Genomic DNA, 18,766 nt, shown 5'->3' on the forward strand with positions numbered 1-18,766 from the left:
AGGAGGCGAAGGCGGTTCTGTTGTGGTTGTTGTGCCTGGCGGAGCCAGGGGAAAACGCGCAGTACTCGGTCGATTGGGGCTAGGGGTCGATGGGGCTAGGGGTGGCCCGCCCGGTGGCGGGGGATGCGCTGAGACAGGCCTCCCGGAAGAAGCGCGCCACCCAGGCGGCGACCTCGGCGTTGGCCAGATCGGGCTGCGACAGGCTCTCCCGCGCCGCCTGGGCCTCGGCCTGGTCGAAGAGGTGGCCGCCGTAGCGATCCAGCAGCGCCTCCACATAGGCCGGGGTGAACTCGGGGTGGTACTGCACCGACAGCGCCGGGAAGGCGTAGCGCAGCACGCCGTGGGGGCAGTGGTCGCTGCCGGCCAGCACCCGAGCCTGGGGCGGCAGCTCCACGACCTGGTCCTGGTGGAAGGCCAGCACCCGGCCGGCGCCTCGATCGGCATCGGCACCATCGTCGGGGAGATAGCCCTGCCCCCCCAGGCCCCAGCCCGCCTCGGCCTTGGCGGTGCGGCCGCCGAAGGCATCGGCCATCAGCTGGTGACCGAAGCAGATGCCAAAGATCGGACGGCCCAGGGCCCGGGCGCGGCGCAGGAAGTCGATCTCGGCACGCATCCAGTCGGCGCCCTCGTAGACGCTGTGCTTGGAGCCGGTCAGCAGGTAGCCGTCATAGGCAGCGGGGTCCGGCAGCGCCTCCCCGGAGACCGGCGAAACCGCCTGGAAGCTCGCCTCCGGCAGCGCCGGCCCCAGCCAGGCCTCGATCATCGCCGGGTAGCCGGCGAAGCGCTCATCAAGCGGTTCCGGCACCAGGCCGTTCTCGACGATGCACAGGCGCAGGGCTCTCATGAGGCGGCCTCCGCGGCGGCCTCACCGGCCATGACCCGCGCGCCGTGGGCGCCGAGCAGGCCCTTCAACCATTCCACCGCCACCTCGCCGGGCAGCTCGCCGCCGGAGGCGTCATGCACGCCGCGCTCGCCTAGCTCGGTGGCGCCCAGCTCGCGCAACTTGTCGGCGAGGATCCGACTGCCGTGGTTGAAGGTCTCGTAGAAGCTGTCGCCCAGGCCGAAGGTGGCGAAAGTCAGGCCGCTGAGGTCGGGGGCCTGGGCCTCCAGCCTGGCGAAGAAGGGCTGGGCCGAGTTGGGCAGCTCCCCCTCGCCATAGGTGGAGCTGACCAGGATCACGAAGTCCCGCTCGGCCACCTCGGCCGGGTCGAAGTCGGCCAGGTCCCGGGCCGTGACGGTGGCGTCATGCTCCAGGGCCTCCACCAGGTCGTCGGCGACCATTTCCGCGTTGCCGGTCTCGGTGCCGTAAATCACATGAATCGTCATCTCAGGGTCCTCCCACGGGGGTCGCTTGGGCGATCTCGAGCAGCCTCGCCAGATCGGGAATGCGCCGGCAGAGTCGGCCGGCCGGCGCCTCGGCGGCTTCCACCGCCTGGATGCGTTTCCAGCCGGCGAAGTCGGTGGCCCGGGCGATCGCCGCCGCGGGCAGGGCCGCGAAACCGGGCCGCCCCAGGGGTCGCTCGGCGCCAAGGTCGGCGGCGATGATGGCGGCCACGGCGCGGGCATCCTGGCGGTTCTCGGGAATGGTTCCGCGGGGACCACGCCGCAGCCAGCCGGTGCAGTAGAGGCCGGGGGCCAGGCGCCCCTGGTCGTCGGGCCGGGGCGCTTCGGGACCGCCGGGCAGGTCGGGGTCGTGCTGGGCGAAGCCGATGGCGGTGATCACGCTGTCGGCGGCAAGCTCCAGGGGCTCCTGGCCGCTTTCGCCGCCATGAAAGCGCACCGCGCCGACCCGGGCCTCGCCGAGCACCGCCTCCGGGGTCCAGCCGAAGTGAAAGTGGATCTGGCAGCCGTCGCTCTCGGTATGGCGCTCGGTATGACGCTCGGCCAGCTCGTGGAAGGCGGCCAGACGCTGACCGGCGGCCTTGTCTTCGGTGCTCTCCGGTGCCGGCAGCGGCGCGGCGAAATGGAAGGAGAGCCCCGCCAGGCGCCCCAGCTCGCGGAGCATGGCGGCGTCGCACTTGGCCTCGGCGGCGGAAGAGCGGCCGACGATATCGAGCCGTGCCAGCGGCTTGGCTCGGCAGGCGGCCAACGCCTCCGGCGAGAGCTCGGAGCCCTCGAAGGCGGCCTCCGGCTTGCTCAGCAGGCGCAGCACGTCGATGCCCACGTTACCCTGGCCGATGATCACCGCCCGCCGGCCCAGGTCGGGACGCAGCCCCTGTTCGTCCGGGTGATCGTTGAGGCGGCGAGTCAGGGCGCCGGCGCCGTAGACCCCGGGCAGGTCGTCGCCGGGGATGCCCAGGCGGCGGTCGGCGGCCAGGCCGGTGGCCAGGGCCACCACGTCATAGGCCTCGCGCAGCTCGTCCAGGGCGAGGTCGCGGCCCAGCGCCAGGTTGCCGTGGAAGCCGATACCATCGCGCTCGAAGAGCCGCTCGAACTGGCGGGTCACCGCCTTGGTGCCGGGGTGATCCGGGGCCACCCCGTAGCGCACCAGGCCGAAGGGCACCGGCAGGCGGTCGATGATATCGATCCGCGTCTCGGCCCACTGCTTGCGCAGGGCCTGGGCCAGGTAGCAGCCGGAGGGGCCGGCGCCGACGATGGCGATGCTCGGGGCCGTCATGCCGCCCTCCCCGCCCGGAAGCGAATCGGCAGCCTGACCGGACCGGTGTTGCCGCTGTCCGGCAGCCACTCGGGAGTGCCGGCATACTCGGGATCGAGCAGACGCTGGGCCAGCTTGGCCAGGGCCACGGTCATGTCGCCCCGGGCGATGAAATGGCCGATGCAGTGGTGGGCACCGGCGCCGAAGCCGAAGTGCGGGCAGCGCTTGGCGGTGATATCGAAACCGGGGTCGTCGAAGGCGCGGGGGTCGGTGCCCGCCGACTGGCTGAACAGGTGCACCGTGGTGCCCTGCGTGATCTCCAGCCCCTGGAAGGTGAAGTCCTCCAGGGCCTCCCGGGTCACCCAGGTGACGGTGGGGCGTACCCGCATCACCTCCTCCACCGCGGCCCGGGCCAGTTCGGGCTGCTCGCCGAGCAGCTTCCACTGCGCCGGGTGCTGGATAAAGGTGTCCAGGGCCAGGGCGATCTGGTTACGGGTGGTATCGATGCCGCCGAAGATCGCCAGCACGATCATGTCGTAGAGTTCCTGGTCGCTCAGCGCCTGGTCATCGTCCTGGTTGGCGCGCACCAGGCTGCTCAGGAAGTCATCCCCCAGCCCCTCCCGCTTGATGTTCTCCACCACTGCCTTGGCATAGGCGAAGAGCTTGTCGGTGGCGGCATTGATCCGGGCCTCGTCGCGCTTGAAGGTGACCCCCAATGCCAGGCCCATTTCCGAGGCCAATTCCGCCAGGTTCTTCCACTCGCTGCGCGGCAGCCCCAGCAGCAGACAGATCACCTGGGTGGCATAGGGCTCGGAAAACTCCGCGACGAAATCGCACTCGCCGGCATCGATAAAACCGTCGATCAGCTCGTCGGCGATCTGCTGGAAATCCGGGGTCATCTTCTTGACCAGCTTGGGCGCGAAGGCCGGATTGGCCAGGCGGCGCAGCCGGGAATGATCGGCACCCTCCTTGCTCAGCAGCATGCGCATCCACCAGTCGGAGAAGCTGCCGTGGGCGTTGTTATGGGCCGGCCAGGCGTAGCTTCCCTGACGCAGTCGGCGGTCACGGACCAGCGTATTGACCTCGTCATAGCGCAGCACGGCGATGCCGTAGGGGGTGCGGGCATACCAGCTCTTCTCCCGCGCCTGCTCGACGGCCCTGGAGCGAATCGAGAAGCTAGGGTCGGCCACATCCAGGTAGGGAGCCTGGTCGGTGGGCTCTTCGATCATGGTGGACATAGGCACCTCTTGTTATCGGTTATCGTCCTGGCATCCGGGCAAGAGTGACTGTGGTTATCGTGCTGCTGCCTGGGGCGATGCCATATAAAAAATATAAGATATGGTTTTATATGTTTCAAAGGGTTTTCGATGGAATCCCGTAAATCATTTGTCGTAGATGGTGCGGTGCCCCATGCGACTCGCCGCGGGCCTTCACGGCCCCACGGCAAGTCGTGGCGCCTCAGGAGGCGGTAACGACGCTCTCGGCGGCCAGCTGCTCCGCCTGGCGGCGCTGGCGGGCCTTGGCCAGGGGCACCGAGACCGCCAGCAGGGTCAGGCCCACGGTGATGGCGATGGCCCAACCGGTCAGCGCATAGCCGCCGATGGCGATCAGGGTGCCGGAGACGGCGGGGCCGATGGCGATGCCCAGGGTCAGGAAGCTGCCGCAGGCGGCCACCACGCGCCCCTCGCGATCCAGGGAGGCGGCCAGGGAGGTAAGGTAGGCCAGGGTGTAGAAGTAAGTGAAGGCGATCATCATCACGCCGGTGGTGTACATGACGATGGAGGCCTCACCCAGCACATAGCCCAGGCTGGAACCGCCGCACAGCAGGATACCGATGATCACCGGCTTGCTGAGCCCGAAGCGGCTGCCGATCAGCGCCACCAGCAGCGGTCCCGCCAGGCCGACGAAGGCCTGCAGGGAGAACAGCAGGCCCAGGCTCTCGCCGTCATAGCCGACGCGGATGCCCACCTGTTCGACGAAGGCCCAACCCATGGTGTCACGCATGGAGAAGAGGAAGGTGGCCAGCATCATGCACACCGCCGCGGCGGAGAGCATCTTGCTGTTGGGCAGCGCCGCCTGCTTCATGGCCTGGGTAATGGCGGCCCGCTGGGGCAGCTTGAGCATAAAGAGCAGCATCACCGCCTGGGTCGCCGCCAGCGAGAAATAGAGCCCCGAGAGGCCGCTGCTGGCCATGGTGCGGGCGAACACCAGCATCACCACGATCATCAGCGCCACGAAGAGCACGTTCATGTAGCCGGCGATGGTGTCGGGGTCCCGGGCGCTGGAGACGCAGGCGTTGCCACAGGCCAGTGCCAGGCCGGCCCCGGCGCCGGCCACGCAGCGCAGGATGGCCAGGGTGGCCACCTCGGTCGCCATCGCCGAGCCGAGATTGGCCAGGATGGCTACCAGGGCCCCCACCAGGGCCAGGGTGCGCCGCGGCGCCCGGCCCATCAGGGGCGCGATGATCAAGGAGGCCAGCATGGTCAGCAGGAACTCGGCGGACATCAGGTAGCCGGCCTGGGCCTCGTTCAGCCCCAGGTCGGTGATGATGGCGCTGATCAGAAACGGCAGGGCCAGCAGCGCCAGCAGGCCGACGCCGTAGGCGGCGGCGAAGGCCGAGAAGACCAGTGACCAGCTCTCCGGCAGGGAGTCGCGCAGTAGTTTCATGTCATACCCTCGTGATTGTTATTGGCGTAACGATGGATCCAGCGGCTTGGGTCGCCCTCCCTCGCATCGAGGGGAGGCCGTCACGAAATAGGCTGCAAGCCTTATGCCATATAACATCTGTTTTTATATTTTATATGGAAGAGGCGGGCTCACGTCCCGATGCGGTACCGACTAGCGCCTTGTTTTTTCACCAATTTGGAGCGAGTCGACAGGCCGACGCACGCTCATGAAGCAACCGGGCCCCGCCCTCCCCCGATGGGAGGGCGAGGCCCGAGGCGGCATCGGTTTGCTACTGGAGGTAACAGCTGGGGCGGCCGGAATGAGAAGACCGGAAACACCGACGGGTAGCAGTGGCCTGGGCCGGCGAGGTTATCCTTCGTTCCGTGCCGGTGCCGGGTCGAGAGACTCCACCAGCTGCCAATGGGCATGCTGGCCGGCCAGGGGAGTCACCAGGTACCCCGGCCGCGAGCCGTCATCCGGCATGCGAAACCGCTCACCCGGTAGCCAGCGAGGGGTATTGGAGGCGATCACCCGCCCCGGGGCGTTGACCAGCAGGGCGTCGTGGGCCAGCTGCAGCAGGCCGGGCACGAGGATGCGCTCGAAGCGCCCCAGATGCACGTCGGCCCCGGCGATGCCCAGGAAATCGCCGCGGCAATGCAGCGGTCGGGCGAAGGTGAGGATGTAGGCGTCCTGGCCGTAGAGGTCGATATAGGGCCCCTCCACCACGCGATGCCCGGTCTCCCGCGGCTGAGTGAACCAGGGCATATCCCGGTAGTTGTAGTAGCTGTCGCTGCTGCGGTTGAAGTTGAGATCGAGCTGGGCCGGCTTGCCCTCCCCCACCAGGTGACGCCATTCGCAGAACATGTCGCAATCCGCCAGCACCCCCGGCTCCAGCACCACGCCGGTGCCCAGCACCCAGCGATTGTCCCGAGTCAGCAGGTCATCGGCCAGGGTACGCAGCGGCTTGAGGTCTCCCGAGGCCGGCACCTTGCCCAGCGCCGCCTGGCGTTCCCAGAGCCGCTCGAGCTCGGAAGCGATACGTTCGATATCGTCGAAGACCCCATCGAGGGCGGCCTCGATGCCCCGCAGGCACGCCCGGCGGCGTTCTGCCATCGGCTCAGTGCTCATCATCGCCCCCCGACCGCGTCTCCATCAGCGCCATCTTCATGGTGATCAGGTGGCGAATCCCTGCCTGGATATGCGCCTCGGCGAGGCGCCCGGCCAGCGCCGCCTCGCCCTGCTGGATGGCATCCAGGATGCCCTGGTGTTCCCGCTGGATGGTCACCACCTCGGGGGGCTCCTTGCCAGGCAGCCAGAGCAGCTCGCCCAACTGCGACTGCAGGCGGATCTCGGCATGGGTCAGGCGCACGGACTGGGAGTGGGCGGCGATTTCCATATGAAAGCGGGCATCGGCGCGACGCCGCTCGCGGCGATTGCCGGCCTCGCCCAGGGCCTCGATATGGAAGGCCATATGGCGGTAGCTATCGGGAGTGGCACGTTCGGCGGCGAGGCGGGCGGCCATGCCGGAAATGGCCCGATGCTCATCGCCCATGTCGCGCAGCTCGATCAGGCTCCACTCGTCGAGACGCTCCAGCATCAGCTCGGCGGAGAGTTCCTCGGTGGCACACACGAAGCTGCCGCCATTACGTCCCCGGCGAGTCTCGATCACCCCGACCTGGCGCAGGTAGCCCAGGGCCTCGCGCAGGGTCACCGTGGCCACCCCGAACTGCATGGCGAGCTCGGTTTCACTGGGCAGCTGCTGCCCTTCCACGTAGAGCCCCAGATCGATCGCCTCCATCATGCGGCGAATGACCTGTTCGGTACGGCCTTCCTGGCGTAACCGAATAAAGGAGCCATTGTTGGCGGGACTCTTCATCATCATTTACGTCAAGCGCCCAAAGATTCTCTATCCCTATCGATTCGGGACGACACCCGCGCCCCGCCCTCTCCCATCAGCATGGTGCCATCGATCGCTGGCACGACGTCACTCTACCACCGCTGAATCACAGTATCCCTTGCCAGCGATTGCGAAGATAGTGCTGGCAGGACTGGCCGTAGCGGTACGCCTTGTCGCCTGGCCCTCGACGTACCCCATCCACACACGATGCCACGGGCGTCCCTCATTGCCCCGCGACTTTATCGCTCGGTGGGCTCCGGTGCCCCTCGGTAACGACCTCGTCAACCGGGCCTGTCTCTGGTTAGATGCTCCTCGGGTGACCTTCGTCCCCGGCGACATCCATCCTCATCGACAGCCCCGGAGCCCGCTCATGTCTCGCGCTATCGACATCCCTGCCGCCGACGGCACCATCGACGCCCATATCTTCACGCCCGCGGGCGCCGCAGGCCCACTGCCGGCCGTGGTGCTGTTCACCGATATCGGCGGCCTGCGCCCCTGCTATCACGAGAAGGCCCAGCAGATAGCCGACAACGGCTACGCCGTGTTGATGCCCAACGTCTACTACCGCGATGCGCGCGGCCCCATCGTACCGGAGGGCAAGTCCTTCCGCGATCCGGAGGTGCGTCCGACGCTGCTCGAGTATGCCGGCCACCTGACGCCCGAGGCGCAATCCCGCGATTTCCTCGCCCTCCTCGACGGCATCGATGGCGCGGCCGAATTCGCGGCTGGCAAACTGGGCGTGGTCGGCTACTGCATGACCGGCGCCTTCGCGCTGCGCATGGCGGCCGAACACCCCGACCGGGTGGCCGCCGCGGCCGGCTTTCACTCAGCCCGGCTGGCGGGCGCCGACGACCCGCACAGCCCCGTCCAGGTGGTCGGCAGCATCGCGGGGCGCGTCTATCTCGGCCACGCCGACCAGGATGAGCTGCTGCCCGCCGAGCAGATCGCCCGCCTGGACGAGGCGCTGGCCAAGGCCGGCGTGCACTTCACCACGGAGCTCTACAAGGGGGCGGCTCACGGCTTCACGGCCAAGGACGCCCCCGCCTACGACGCGCCCGCCGACGCCCTGCATCACAAGCGCCTCGCCATGCTTCTGGAAGAGACGCTGTAACGGGGGCTGCCGGAGGCAAGGCACCTGGCGCTGCCAATCGTTCGGCAGGGCCAAGCCCCCACAAGGGAATGACTGCCCTTGTCGAGGGAAGGTGGCTTACCAGGCGATGGACAGCCGCTCGCGACTGGGCGAGCCTGACGCCTATACCACCGGAGAATCAGGAGCCCCCATGCCCAAGCGCCTGCTGATCGTCGCCCATGCGCCCTCCCCCAATACCCTGAGGCTGCGCGAGGCCGCCGAACGCGGCGCGCGCCATCCGGACGTGGAGAACGTGGAGGTGGTGGTCAAGGCGCCCCTGGAGGCGGGCCCCGAAGATATCCGCGCCTGCGATGCCATCCTGCTCGGCACCACCGAGAACCTGGGCTATATGAGCGGGGCCCTGAAGGACTTCTTCGATCGCAGCTACTACCCGGTACTGGAGAAGAAGCAGGGGCTGCCCTGTGCCCTCTATGTGCGCGCCGGTCATGACGGCACCGGCACCCGACGGGCGGTGGAGGGCATCGTCACCGGGCTGCGCTGGCGCTGGGTGCAGGAACCGCTGATCCTGCGCGGCGACTGGCAGGAGGCCTTCGTCGAGCGGGTCGAGGAGCTGGGCCTCTATCTGGCCGCCGGGCTGGAGAGCGGCATCCTCTGAAGGGCAAGACTATGCTTTGGCTAAGCATCAGCGCCCCCCCTGAAGGAGATGCCTTATGCCTCGCCAATGGATGGTATCGCACGCCCTGAGCAAGCTGGGCGCGGCCTTGTCCCTTATGGCCCTGCTGGCCAGCGGCCCCGCCCTCGCCGATGAGCTGGTGATCGCCACGGCGAGCCCGGCCGGGGTCTACCATATCACCGGGCGCGCCCTGTGCAGCCTGGTGGATATTCCCTGCGAGGCCCGCACCAGCGGCGGCTCCGCCGCCAACCTGACCGCCCTGCGCGACGGCGAGGTACCGGTGGCCCTGGCCCAGTCGGACCTGCAGCACTATGCGGTAACCGGCAGCGCGGGCTTCGCGACGGTGGGCCCCGACCCCAACCTGCGTGCCATCGCCGCGCTGCATGGCGAGCCCTTTACCCTGGTGGTCCGCCGCGACAGCGGCATTACCGGCTTCGCCGACCTGCGCAGTCGCTCGGTCAACGTGGGCAATCCCGGTTCGGGTCAGCGCGGCACCATGATGACCCTGCTCGAGGCCTGGGGTTGGAGTCTGAGGGATTTCCGCCCCGCCAACGAACTGCCCGCCGACCAGCAGTCCCTGGAACTCTGCCACGGCACTATCCAGGCCATGGTCTATACGGTGGGGCATCCCAACCCCTCCATCGCCCAGGCGGTGCGGCTCTGCGACGCCATCCTGGTGGAGGTCGGCGGCGAACCGGTCGACCGCCTGGTGGCCGGCACCCCCTACCTGACCCGGGCCACCATTCCCGCCGGCCTCTATGGCGACGACCAGCCGGCGGTGAACACCTTCGGGGTACGCGCCACCCTGGTCACCTCGGCGGCGGTGGACGAGGCGTTGATCTACCGCCTGGTGGCGACCCTGTTCGACAACCTCGATACCTTCAAGGCCTTTCACCCCGCCTATGCCGACCTGAGCCCGGAGACGATGATTCGCGAGGGGCTCAGTGCCCCCCTCCACGAGGGGGCGCTCCGCTATTACCGGGAGCGGGGCTGGATCGAGGACGCGGCCCCCGCCCCGGAAACCGAGGCGTTCAGTGCCCCAGGCGCCGATAGAGGGTCGAGCGACTGACCCCCAGGGCCCGGGCGGCGGCGGTGACGTTGCCGTCGTGGGCCTCGAGGGTACGCCGCATATGCGCCTGCTCGAGATCCCGCAGGGCCTGGGTATCACTCTCTGCCGCCTGTGCGGCCAGGTTTGGCCGGCCGAGCGACAAGCCGCCCGCCAGCTTGCGCTGCCAGCGCGGCGAGAGCGCCTCCAGGGTCAGGGTGGCCAGCTCCGGCTCGGCGCCCACCAGGGCCACCTCCAGGCAGTGTTCCAGCTCCCGCCAGTTGCCCGGCCAGTCGTAGGCGGCCAGGCGCTCGCAAAGCGCCTCGTCGAGGACCAGCTCGCGATGATGACGGCGGCACAGCGCCGCCCAGCGCCGGCGAATCGTCTCCGCCAGTTGGTGCTGCTCGCTCAGCGCCGGCAGCTCCACCACCACCCCGGCCAGCCGGTAGAAGAGGTCCTCGCGGAAGTCGCCCGCCGCGACCCGCGCCTCCAGGTCCCGGTGACTGGCGGCGATCACCCGGCAGTCGATGGGCACCTCGCGGTGATCGCCCAGCGGCGTGACCACCCGCTCCTGGAGCACCCGCAGCAGCCGCGCCTGCAGGGCCAAGGGCATGTCGCCGATCTCGTCGAGCAGCAGGGTGCCGCCATTGGCCTGTACCAGGCGCCCGCCGTAGCCGCCCTTGCGGGCGCCGGTGAAGGCGCCCTCGCCATAGCCGAACAGTTCCGCCTCGATCAGGCTCTCGGGCAGGGCCGCACAGTTGAGCGCCACGAAGGGGCCACTCTTGCCATGCACGCCGCCGAGGCCGGCATGCAGCGCCCGGGCCAGTTGCTCCTTACCGGTGCCGGTCTCGCCCTGCAGCAGCACGGGTAAGCCCGCCGCCAGGGCCCGCGACGCCCGCCGCGCCTCCCGGGCCAGGGCCTCCGGCCAGCCGGCCACCAGGTCATCCAGGGCCCGGCCCCGGGCCGGTGATGGCTTGAGTGAGGTGACCGGCACCACCACCGGGGCGCTATCACCCACTTCGCCATCCAGGGTCGCCGGCTGCCAGGCCTCCGGAGGATTGAGACGCCCCACCAGCTGGCCACCGGCCAGGTCCAGCCCCAGCAGCGCCGAGCGTCCCTCGCACTGGCGACGCATCTCGCCCCAGGCGCTTCCCAGCAGCACCTCGATCGCCTGGCCGATCAGGGTCGCGGCCTCGCGCCCCAGCCACTGGGCGGCCTGGGGGTCCACCGCCAGGATCAGGCCGGCGTCGTTGATCGCCACCAGGCCGCAGGCCACGCCGTCCAGCTCGGCCAGGGAGGCATGCACCTGGAGCACCCAGCGCTGCTGGTAATGATCGCGAAATAGCTGCTGCTCCAGGGCCCCGGTGAGCTGCTGCACCCGACGCAGGAAGATCTCCGGGCGCGGATGATCGGCGGCGAAGGTGAGGTCGATCAGCCCCAGGCAGTCGCCGCCCACATCGAACAGCGGCGCGGCCACGCAGGAGACCGGGTTGTCGGGAAACAGCAGATGCTCGCTGGACTTGACCAGCACCGGGGCGCGCTCGATCACCGCCAGGGCCGGGGCATTGGTGCCGAACCAGCGCTCGTCGAGGTTGATGCCCGGGGCGATGCAGAAGTGGTCGTTGATCACGAAGCGCTTGCCGTAGCTCTTGAGCACGGTGGCATCGGGCCCCGCCAGCAACAGCTGGCAGCCGCGCAGGTCATCGGCGACCCGCCTGACCAGGGGGTCGGCCAGCTCGATCAGGCGGCGATGCGCATCGCGCCGGTCGCGCAGCTCGCCGCCGCTGAGCCGGGGCAGTTCTGGCAGCCTACCGGGGCGCAGGCCGTGCTCCAGGCAGCGTTGCCAGGAGCGGCCGATGGTGGCGTCGAGCAGGTCCACCGGCAACTGGCCGCGGCGCAGCCGAGCATGGGCCTGGCGCATCACATCGGAGGTCCGCAGGGCGGCCTTGATCGGCATAGGTCTCTCCCGGTGGGTCGCGGTGTCCCAGGATGCGACAGCCGTCCTGTCCGGCGACGCGACACCCGGGAGCCGCCTCGGAGGCGAACCCTCAACCCACTGTTTTCATTGTGATTATTTTTCATCCCAAAGCTGGCATGGGACTTGCTATTCGAGTGCTAGGCACCCTTGGCGCCTCGAACGGTCTGCCAACAATCATAAATCAGCCCCACAGGAGCACAACCATGACGCAGCCCTCCGCCGCCATTCAGTCCTGGCTGGACAAGAGTCACGCCCTCTTTATCGGCGGCCAGTGGCGCCCCGCCGCCGGCGGCCAGACCCTGGACGTCTACAACCCCGCCACCGCCGAGGTGATCAGCCGGGTCCCGGCGGGGGACGCCACCGATATCGACGCCGCGGTAAACGCCGCCCGGGAGGCCTTCCGCACCTGGCGCAGGTCGCGCCCATCCCAGCGCGAAAAGCTGCTGCTGGATCTCGCCGATGCCCTGGAGGCCCGCGCCGACGACTTCGCCCTGCTCGAGACCCTGGACAACGGCAAGCCGGTGACCTTCTCGCGGCATATGGACGTGGCCCTGGCCATTGACTTCATCCGCTATACCGCCGGCTGGGCCACCAAGATCGAAGGGCGCAGCATGACCCCCTCCATGCCCTTCGTGCCCGACGACAAGCAGATCGTCGCCTATACCCGCCGCGAGCCCATCGGCGTGGTGGGGGCCATCATCCCCTGGAACTTCCCGCTGCTGATGGCGGTGTGGAAGGTGGCCCCCGCGCTGGCCGCCGGCTGCAGCATCGTGCTCAAGCCCGCCGAAGACACCCCGCTCACCGCCCTGCTGCTGGCGGAGCTGGCCGAGCAGGTGGGCCTGCCCGCCGGCACCCTCAATGTGGTCACCGGCCTGGGGCACACCGCCGGGGCGGCGCTGGCCGGCCATCCGGGCATCAACAAGGTGGCCTTCACCGGCTCCACCCCGGTGGGCAAGCTGATCGGCCACGCCGCCATGGAGAACATGACCCGCACCACCCTGGAGCTGGGCGGCAAGTCGCCGGTGTTGGTGCTGGCCGACGCCGATATCGAGGCCGCCGCCGCCGGCGCCGCCCAGGCGATCTTCTTCAACCAGGGCCAGGTGTGCACCGCCGGCTCGCGGATCTATGTCCACGAGTCGATCCATGACGCCTTCGTCGCCAGGCTCGCCGAACAGGCCCAGGGCCTGACCCTGGCGCCGGGCTGGGAACCCACCACCACCCTGGGGCCACTGGTCTCCGCCAAGCAGCAGCGCCGGGTCCTGGAGTACATCGACCAGGCCCGCAGCGACGGCGGCACCATCGTCACCGGCGGCGGCAAGGGCAGCGACAGCGGCTACTTCGTCGAGCCCACGGTGATCACCGGCCTGGCCCAGGCGAGTCGCTGCGTGCAGGAGGAGATCTTCGGCCCGGTGGTGGTGGTGCAGACCTTCCGCGAGCTCGACGAGCTGGTGACGCTGGCCAACGACTCCCCCTACGGCCTGGCCGCCAGCATCTGGTCCAACGACCTCGCCGCGGTCAATCGCCTGGTGCCGGAGATCGAGGCCGGCAGCGTCTGGGTCAACGGCCATAACCTGCTGGACGCCTGCATGCCCTTCGGCGGCTTCAAGCAGTCGGGGATCGGCCGCGAGCTCAGCGACTCCCTGATCGAGCATTACACGGAGCAGAAGTCGGTCGTAATGATCGTTTGATGCAACCCGGCCCCGGCATCGGTCGGGGCCCTTCCAACCCCGAGGAATCCCCCATGCATAACAACAAGAACTTCCGGCGTCTGCCGACGACGCTGGGCGGCCTGCTGCTGGCCGCCGCCCTGCCCGCCCAGGCCTATGAGATGGCCGATCTCGGCCATGCCACCGTGGATATCGACCTCCAGGCGCTGCTGGGCGCCTTCCATAGCGACCGGGGCTATGCCACCGGCGCCGCCGAGCCGGGCCGCTACCGTTGGCAAGAGGGCGTGGTCACCCTGGGCGCCGAACTCAACCCCAAAGAGTCCGGCCTCTATGGCCGGGTCAGCACCGTGGGCACCGCCACCTGGGGCGATGGCGACGCCGCCGGCTTTACCTCCGGCAGGGAGCGCGAGCTGGACCTGGAAGATGCCGTCGTCGGCTACCGCAGCGAGGCCCTGGGTGGCTCGTCCTGGTCCCTCGACGTCTCCGCCGGTCGCCAGCCGATCACCCTGGGCGAGGGCTTCCTGGTGGCCGGCGATGCGCTGAGCCTGGGCGATGCCCTGGGCGAGGAGCTCGACCGCGGCGGCGCCTACTACCTGGCCGGCCGCAAGGCCTTCGACCGCACCGCCGTGGTGGCGCTGGGCCGCGACGGCTGGCGGGGCCAACTGGCCTGGTTCGCGTCGGACAACCCGGCCCAGGCCAGCACCGAGATGGCGGCGTTCACCCTGACCCGCGAGCATGCCCATGGCCTGGTGGAGGCCAGCTACCTGCGCGGCCTGGGGGTCGACGAGGGCGAGGCCAGCCCTTTCCTGGCCGAGCGCGACGGCATGGACGTCTACGACCTGCGCGTCGAGCAGCGCCTGCTCGACGAGGCCCTGACCCTGCGCGGCGAATTCGCCCATCAGCGCAAGGACTCCCGCGAGACGGCCTGGGCCCTGGAGCCTGCCTGGACCTTTAGCGAGCTGCCCGGCCAGCCGACCCTGTCGCTGCGCTACAGTCGCTTCTCCGAGGGCTGGGACGCGCTCTTCTACGGCTTTACCCGCAGCTATGGCACCTGGTTCCAGGGCGAGGTGGCGGGCAACTACGCCGGCCCCTTCAACAGCAACGCCGAGGCATGGCGACTGGGCCTCACCGGCTCGGTGAGCGAGAGCCTGCACCTGGGGCTGCTGGCCTACGACTTCGAGAGCCTGGATACCGCCGACCAGCCCGATATGGGCGGGCGCGAGCTCAACCTCTATGCGGAGTGGCTGCCCAGCGACTGGCTCTATGTCTCGCCGCTGCTGGGCTGGTACAGTCCCGACAGGAGCGCGGCCGAGGGCGGTATCCAGCTCGGCGACGACGAGGCGTCCTTCTATGCCCAGCTACTGGTGGGGGTCTTCTTCTGATGCATGATGAGGCGGCCGGCGAGGTGCTGATCGCCGGCGGCGGCCCCGCCGGGGCCGCCCTGGCCATGCTGCTGCATCGCGCCGGCCGGCGGGTCACCCTGGTGGGCCGCATCCGTGACTACCGGGCCATCGAGGGCATTTCCCGGCGCAGCCTCCAGGCCCTGGCCGGCCTAGGGCTGCGTCGGGCCACCGCCTGCGCGGTGGGTCCCCTGCCGCGGCGGGTCACCTGGGGCGGCGAGGCGCGGGCGCCCAATGCCGAGTGGCTGTTGCCGCGCCCGGCCTTCGATGCCGCCCTGCTGGCGGACCTGCGCGAAGCCGGTATCCCGGTGATCGAGGCGCGGATCACGGCCCTGGCGAGTGATGGCGACCGGGCGCGGCTGACCCTGGCGGACGGTCGCGTCCTGAGCGCGCCCTGGGGGGTGGAGGCCCGGGGTCGGGCGGCGGCGCGGCGCCAGTTCCGCGACGCTGCCCCCTGGTCGACCCCGGCCTGGATCCTGCGCGGCGCGGCCACCGAGCCCACCCCCGCCAGCGCCGCCCTGTCGCTGCCCGGCGGCGGCTGGGCCTGGTGGTCGCGGCTCGAGGGCCAGCAGTACCTGCAACTGGCCCTGCCGGAGGCGACCCTGCGTCGGGCGCGCCGGGATCCCGACGCCTGGCTCGCCGCCCAGCCCGAGCTGGCCCCGCTGTGGGGCCGGGCCGGGATTCGTCACCACTACCGGCGCCCTAGCCTGCTGGGGCGCACCCGGGTTCGGGAGGGGCGGCTGTGGCGTCTGGGAGATGCCGCCATGGCCATCGACCCCCTCTCCGGCCAGGGCATCTTCAATGCCCTCTCCTCGGCCCATGGCCTGGCGCCGGTGTTGAATGGCCTGCTCGAGGGCCGGCCCATCGCGCCCCTGGAGCGCTTCCATCAGCGCCGCCAGGACGCCCAATACTGGCGCTTCGCCCGGGCCGGCCGCGACTTCTATCGCCAGGCCGCTTATCCAGCATCAATCACCACCGACCCGGCCCCCTACTGGGCGGCGCGCTGCCACTGGCCCGACCATCAAGCGCTGCATCTACCGGAGCCCTGGGCGCGGGTCCGGGTGGCGCGGGGCCTGGCCATCGTCGGTACCCGCCTGGCCGAACGGGAGCTGGCCGTGACCCCGGACCAGCCCCTGGGCATCCAGGCGGTGGCGGGCGTTCCCCTGGCGCCCCTGGTCAGCGCCATGCAGGCCGAAGACCACGAGGCGGCCCAGGCGCTATTGATCGCCGCCGGCCCCGCCGCCCCGGCGCTTGTCCGCTGGTGGGCCGATCACCCCGATTGGCCCCCTCTGCCCACGCCCTCCTCTGGCGACGTCACGGCCTCGTCGCCGGCCGACTCCGCCAGCCAGTAGCCCAGGGCATGGGCCGCGGCGAAGCTGGCCCCACCCAGGTGCGGCAGCGTGCCCGCCGGCGGCGGCCCCATCTGCCAGGGCTGCCAGGCGCCCCCCTCCTCTTGTATCTCCTGGGCCGCCCAGACGCAGGCGTACCAGCGCCCGTCGCGGCCTCGGCGTGGTGGCCCCGGCACCAGGCCCGCGTCGCCGGTCACCGCCATCACCCCGGGCCAGGCCGCCGGATAGACCGGCGCCCCGAAGCGCGGGCTGGCGGCGACGATGCGGGTGCCGGCTTGCTGTAAGCGCGCCACCGCCGCCCGCAGCCGGGCATCGGCCCGAGGCAGTCCCAGGCTGCACAGCAGCCAGGCCGGCGGCGCCTCGGCCTGCCACTCGAAGGCCGCCGCCAGGGCGGCGGCATCGGCGATCAGGCGTTCCTCGAAGAGCTTATAGAGGGCGATCTCCAGCCGCGGCGGTAGATAGTGCCCCAGGGTGGCGAGGATGGCCCGCCCATGGCCCAGGCGATCCTCGGCATCGCCGCCAGCCGGCGAATGGAAACGTGCCAGGGGCGTGCCGGGAGGCACGCCGCTATCGATTAGTCCCAGGGTCGGTGTTAGGGCCGGTATTAGAGACATGGCACCGCCTCCGCCGCGATCAGCCGCCCGCCCTCGAGGCGGTAGCGGGCATCCAGGTGACCGAAGTGGCCCCCCTGGTGGCTGATAATCAACCGGGTGGTCTCGCCCAGCACCTCGTCGAGCAGGGCATCGAAGGCCCGGGCGGCCGCCGGGTCCAGCGCCGCGGTGGGCTCGTCGAGCAGCACCAGGCGCGGCTTCTTGAGCAGCGCCCGGGCCAGGGCCAGGCGCGCCCGCTGGCCGCCGGAGACCTTGCCGCCCAGGTCGCCCAGCTCGGTGGCCAGGCCCTGGGGCAAGGCGTCGAACCACTCCGCCAAGCCGACCCGCACCAACGCCTCGCGCAGTTCCGCGTCACTGGCCTCCGGGGCCAGCGCACGCAGGGTCTCGGCCAGGCTGCCGCGCAGCAGGCTGGGGTGTTGCTCCACCCAGGCCACTCGCTTGAGCCAGTGGCGACGGGCGAGCGCATCGAGCGGCACGCCATCGACGCGGATCTCGCCCGCCTCGGGGGCCTCCAGGCCCAGCAGCAAGCGGATCAGGCTGCTCTTGCCGGCGCCGGAGGGGCCGTCGATCAGTACCTTGTGACCCGGCGGGAGCTCGAGGTCGACGCCACCCAGCAGCCAGTCGGCCTGGCCGGGATGGCGGAACCGCAGCCCCTCGAGGCGGATCTCGCCGGGTCCCGTGGGCCGCTCGCCCCGGTAGGGATCGCGCATGGCGGGCTCGGCGAAGAGCTCGGCGAGGCGCGCCGCGCTGACCCGGGCCCGCTGCCAGCCGCCATAGAGGCCGAGCAGGCCACCGATGGGCGCCATCACCATGCCGAGATAGGCCAGCAGGGCCACCAGCTCGCCGAGTTGCAAGCGCCCCTGGATCACCAGATAGCCGCCCAGCAGCAGCACCCCGGCCCGGGCCAGGGCGAGGATCAACTGGGGCCCCATGTCGCTGAGGAACCCCACCCAGCGCACCGCCAGGAGGCGCCGCAGCTGCTCGTGGCCGAGCCCCTGGAGGCGGTTGAGCCGCGCCGCCTCCAGGGCCTGGCCCTGGAACCAGGGGCCATGGGCCAGGGTGTCCTGCCAGAAGCCGGAGAGTTCGCCGCTCTGCTCTCTGAGCGCCTGCTGGCGACGGGTCAGGGCCGGGCGCCAGGCGCGCAGCCACAGCCACTGGATCGGCACCAGCACCGCCACCAGGAGCATCAGCAGGGGGCTGAACAGGCCGATCATGGCCAGGGCCCCGACCAGCCCCAGCAGGTTGGAGAGCCCGCCCAGCAGGCCATCCAGGACGAAGCCCTGGAGGATCGACAGGTCGCCGTCGAGGCGGCTCATCAGGTCGCCCCGGCCCCGGGCCTGCCAGCGCCCCGGAGCCAGGCGCAGCAGGTGACGCAGCAGGGAGCGGCGCAGCGACAGCAGCAGCCGGGCGGAGAGCGCCACATGCTGCAGGCGGGTCAGCCCCTGCAGGCCCAGGGCGGCGAGCCCCACCGCCACCAGGGCGGCCACATAGGTCGCCACCGTGGCGAAGTCGCCCTGCATCAGGCCCTGGTCGATCAGCCGCTGGGTGAGCAGTGGCGGCAGCAGCGCCAGCAGGGTCGCTACCAGGCTCAGCGCCAGCAGCCGCGCCAGCGCCAGCAGCCGCGCCTTGAGCGGCCGGTAGAGCCAGCCCCAGGGCAGGCTTCCCGGGTCGCGGGCAGGGGTAGGGTCGTGGCCGGGCTCGGGCATGGGCAGTTCTCCAGCAAAAAGGGCCGGTCGCTTTCGTAAGCGCCGGCCAAACGGACCACACAATCGCGCAAGGTGCTGTCTGAAACG

General features: G+C 70.2%; 16 protein-coding genes. 6 read left to right on the forward strand and 10 right to left on the reverse strand.

The annotated features are described in order from the left end of the window. Positions 1-79 precede the first annotated feature (79 nt). From ACZ5EF_RS12060 to ACZ5EF_RS12090, 7 genes are all read right to left on the reverse strand, one after another. Positions 80-844, reverse strand: coding sequence for a type 1 glutamine amidotransferase (locus ACZ5EF_RS12060; protein ID WP_346062084.1), 765 nt, complete (start codon positions 842-844; stop codon positions 80-82). Further along, positions 841-1,326, reverse strand: a complete 486-nt coding sequence (locus ACZ5EF_RS12065) for a flavodoxin domain-containing protein (RefSeq protein WP_346062083.1) — start codon at positions 1,324-1,326, stop codon at positions 841-843. Before ACZ5EF_RS12065 ends, ACZ5EF_RS12060 begins: the two co-directional genes overlap by 4 nt. Position 1,327: 1 nt before the next feature. Then, positions 1,328-2,617: an FAD-dependent oxidoreductase gene (locus ACZ5EF_RS12070; protein ID WP_346062082.1), complete on the reverse strand. Its 1,290-nt coding sequence runs from the start codon at positions 2,615-2,617 to the stop codon at positions 1,328-1,330. Further along, positions 2,614-3,834 (reverse strand): cytochrome P450, encoded by a 1,221-nt coding sequence (locus tag ACZ5EF_RS12075; RefSeq protein WP_346062081.1) that lies wholly within the window; start codon positions 3,832-3,834, stop codon positions 2,614-2,616. The genes ACZ5EF_RS12070 and ACZ5EF_RS12075 overlap by 4 nt, the downstream gene beginning before the upstream one ends. 220 nt (positions 3,835-4,054) lie before the next feature. Then, complete coding sequence (locus tag ACZ5EF_RS12080) at positions 4,055-5,263, reverse strand: MFS transporter (protein ID WP_346062080.1); 1,209 nt, start codon at positions 5,261-5,263, stop codon at positions 4,055-4,057. A gap of 369 nt (positions 5,264-5,632) precedes the next feature. Beyond that, positions 5,633-6,376, reverse strand: coding sequence for a cache domain-containing protein (locus ACZ5EF_RS12085; protein WP_346062079.1), 744 nt, complete (start codon positions 6,374-6,376; stop codon positions 5,633-5,635). A 4-nt stretch (positions 6,377-6,380) separates the two neighbouring features. After that, positions 6,381-7,145, reverse strand: coding sequence for a FadR/GntR family transcriptional regulator (locus tag ACZ5EF_RS12090; RefSeq protein ID WP_464122081.1), 765 nt, complete (start codon positions 7,143-7,145; stop codon positions 6,381-6,383). 385 nt (positions 7,146-7,530) lie between these two features. Between ACZ5EF_RS12090 and ACZ5EF_RS12095 the strand changes: the two genes are divergently transcribed. The 3 genes from ACZ5EF_RS12095 to ACZ5EF_RS12105 all read left to right on the forward strand — a co-directional run bounded on the left by ACZ5EF_RS12095 (position 7,531) and on the right by ACZ5EF_RS12105 (position 9,992). Next, the gene (locus tag ACZ5EF_RS12095; RefSeq protein ID WP_346062077.1) at positions 7,531-8,271 is read left to right on the forward strand and encodes a dienelactone hydrolase family protein; all 741 of its coding nucleotides are present in this window, start codon (positions 7,531-7,533) and stop codon (positions 8,269-8,271) included. Positions 8,272-8,440: 169 nt separating this feature from the next. Further along, positions 8,441-8,905, forward strand: a complete 465-nt coding sequence (locus tag ACZ5EF_RS12100; protein ID WP_346062076.1) for a flavodoxin family protein — start codon at positions 8,441-8,443, stop codon at positions 8,903-8,905. A gap of 55 nt (positions 8,906-8,960) precedes the next feature. After that, entirely contained in the window at positions 8,961-9,992 is a 1,032-nt protein-coding gene (locus tag ACZ5EF_RS12105; protein ID WP_346062075.1) for a TAXI family TRAP transporter solute-binding subunit, read from the forward strand. Here the strand turns inward: ACZ5EF_RS12105 and ACZ5EF_RS12110 are convergent. After that, the gene (locus tag ACZ5EF_RS12110; RefSeq protein ID WP_346062074.1) at positions 9,955-11,925 is read right to left on the reverse strand and encodes a sigma-54-dependent Fis family transcriptional regulator; all 1,971 of its coding nucleotides are present in this window, start codon (positions 11,923-11,925) and stop codon (positions 9,955-9,957) included. The two genes, ACZ5EF_RS12105 and ACZ5EF_RS12110, sit on opposite strands and share 38 nt — an antisense overlap. A 224-nt stretch (positions 11,926-12,149) precedes the next feature. Between ACZ5EF_RS12110 and ACZ5EF_RS12115 the strand changes: the two genes are divergently transcribed. The 3 genes from ACZ5EF_RS12115 to qhpG are packed head-to-tail and all read left to right on the forward strand — an operon-like array spanning position 12,150 to position 16,365. Next, a complete protein-coding gene (locus ACZ5EF_RS12115; RefSeq protein ID WP_346062073.1) occupies positions 12,150-13,634 on the forward strand; it encodes an aldehyde dehydrogenase family protein in 1,485 nt (494 codons plus the stop codon). Positions 13,635-13,687: 53 nt separating this feature from the next. After that, entirely contained in the window at positions 13,688-14,995 is a 1,308-nt protein-coding gene (locus tag ACZ5EF_RS12120) for a hypothetical protein (RefSeq protein WP_346062072.1), read from the forward strand. Then, the gene (gene qhpG, locus ACZ5EF_RS12125) at positions 14,995-16,365 is read left to right on the forward strand and encodes a flavin-dependent monooxygenase QhpG (RefSeq protein ID WP_346062071.1); all 1,371 of its coding nucleotides are present in this window, start codon (positions 14,995-14,997) and stop codon (positions 16,363-16,365) included. Before ACZ5EF_RS12120 ends, qhpG begins: the two co-directional genes overlap by 1 nt. Here qhpG and ACZ5EF_RS12130 read toward each other — a convergent pair. Both ACZ5EF_RS12130 and ACZ5EF_RS12135 read right to left on the reverse strand, forming a co-directional pair. After that, positions 16,284-16,976: a S8/S53 family peptidase gene (locus tag ACZ5EF_RS12130; protein WP_346062070.1), complete on the reverse strand. Its 693-nt coding sequence runs from the start codon at positions 16,974-16,976 to the stop codon at positions 16,284-16,286. The genes qhpG and ACZ5EF_RS12130 overlap by 82 nt on opposite strands. After that, positions 16,967-18,679, reverse strand: coding sequence for an ABC transporter ATP-binding protein (locus ACZ5EF_RS12135; RefSeq protein ID WP_346062069.1), 1,713 nt, complete (start codon positions 18,677-18,679; stop codon positions 16,967-16,969). The genes ACZ5EF_RS12130 and ACZ5EF_RS12135 overlap by 10 nt, the downstream gene beginning before the upstream one ends. Between the last annotated feature and the right edge of the window lie 87 nt (positions 18,680-18,766).

This window comes from Bisbaumannia salifodinae (assembly GCF_055388505.1).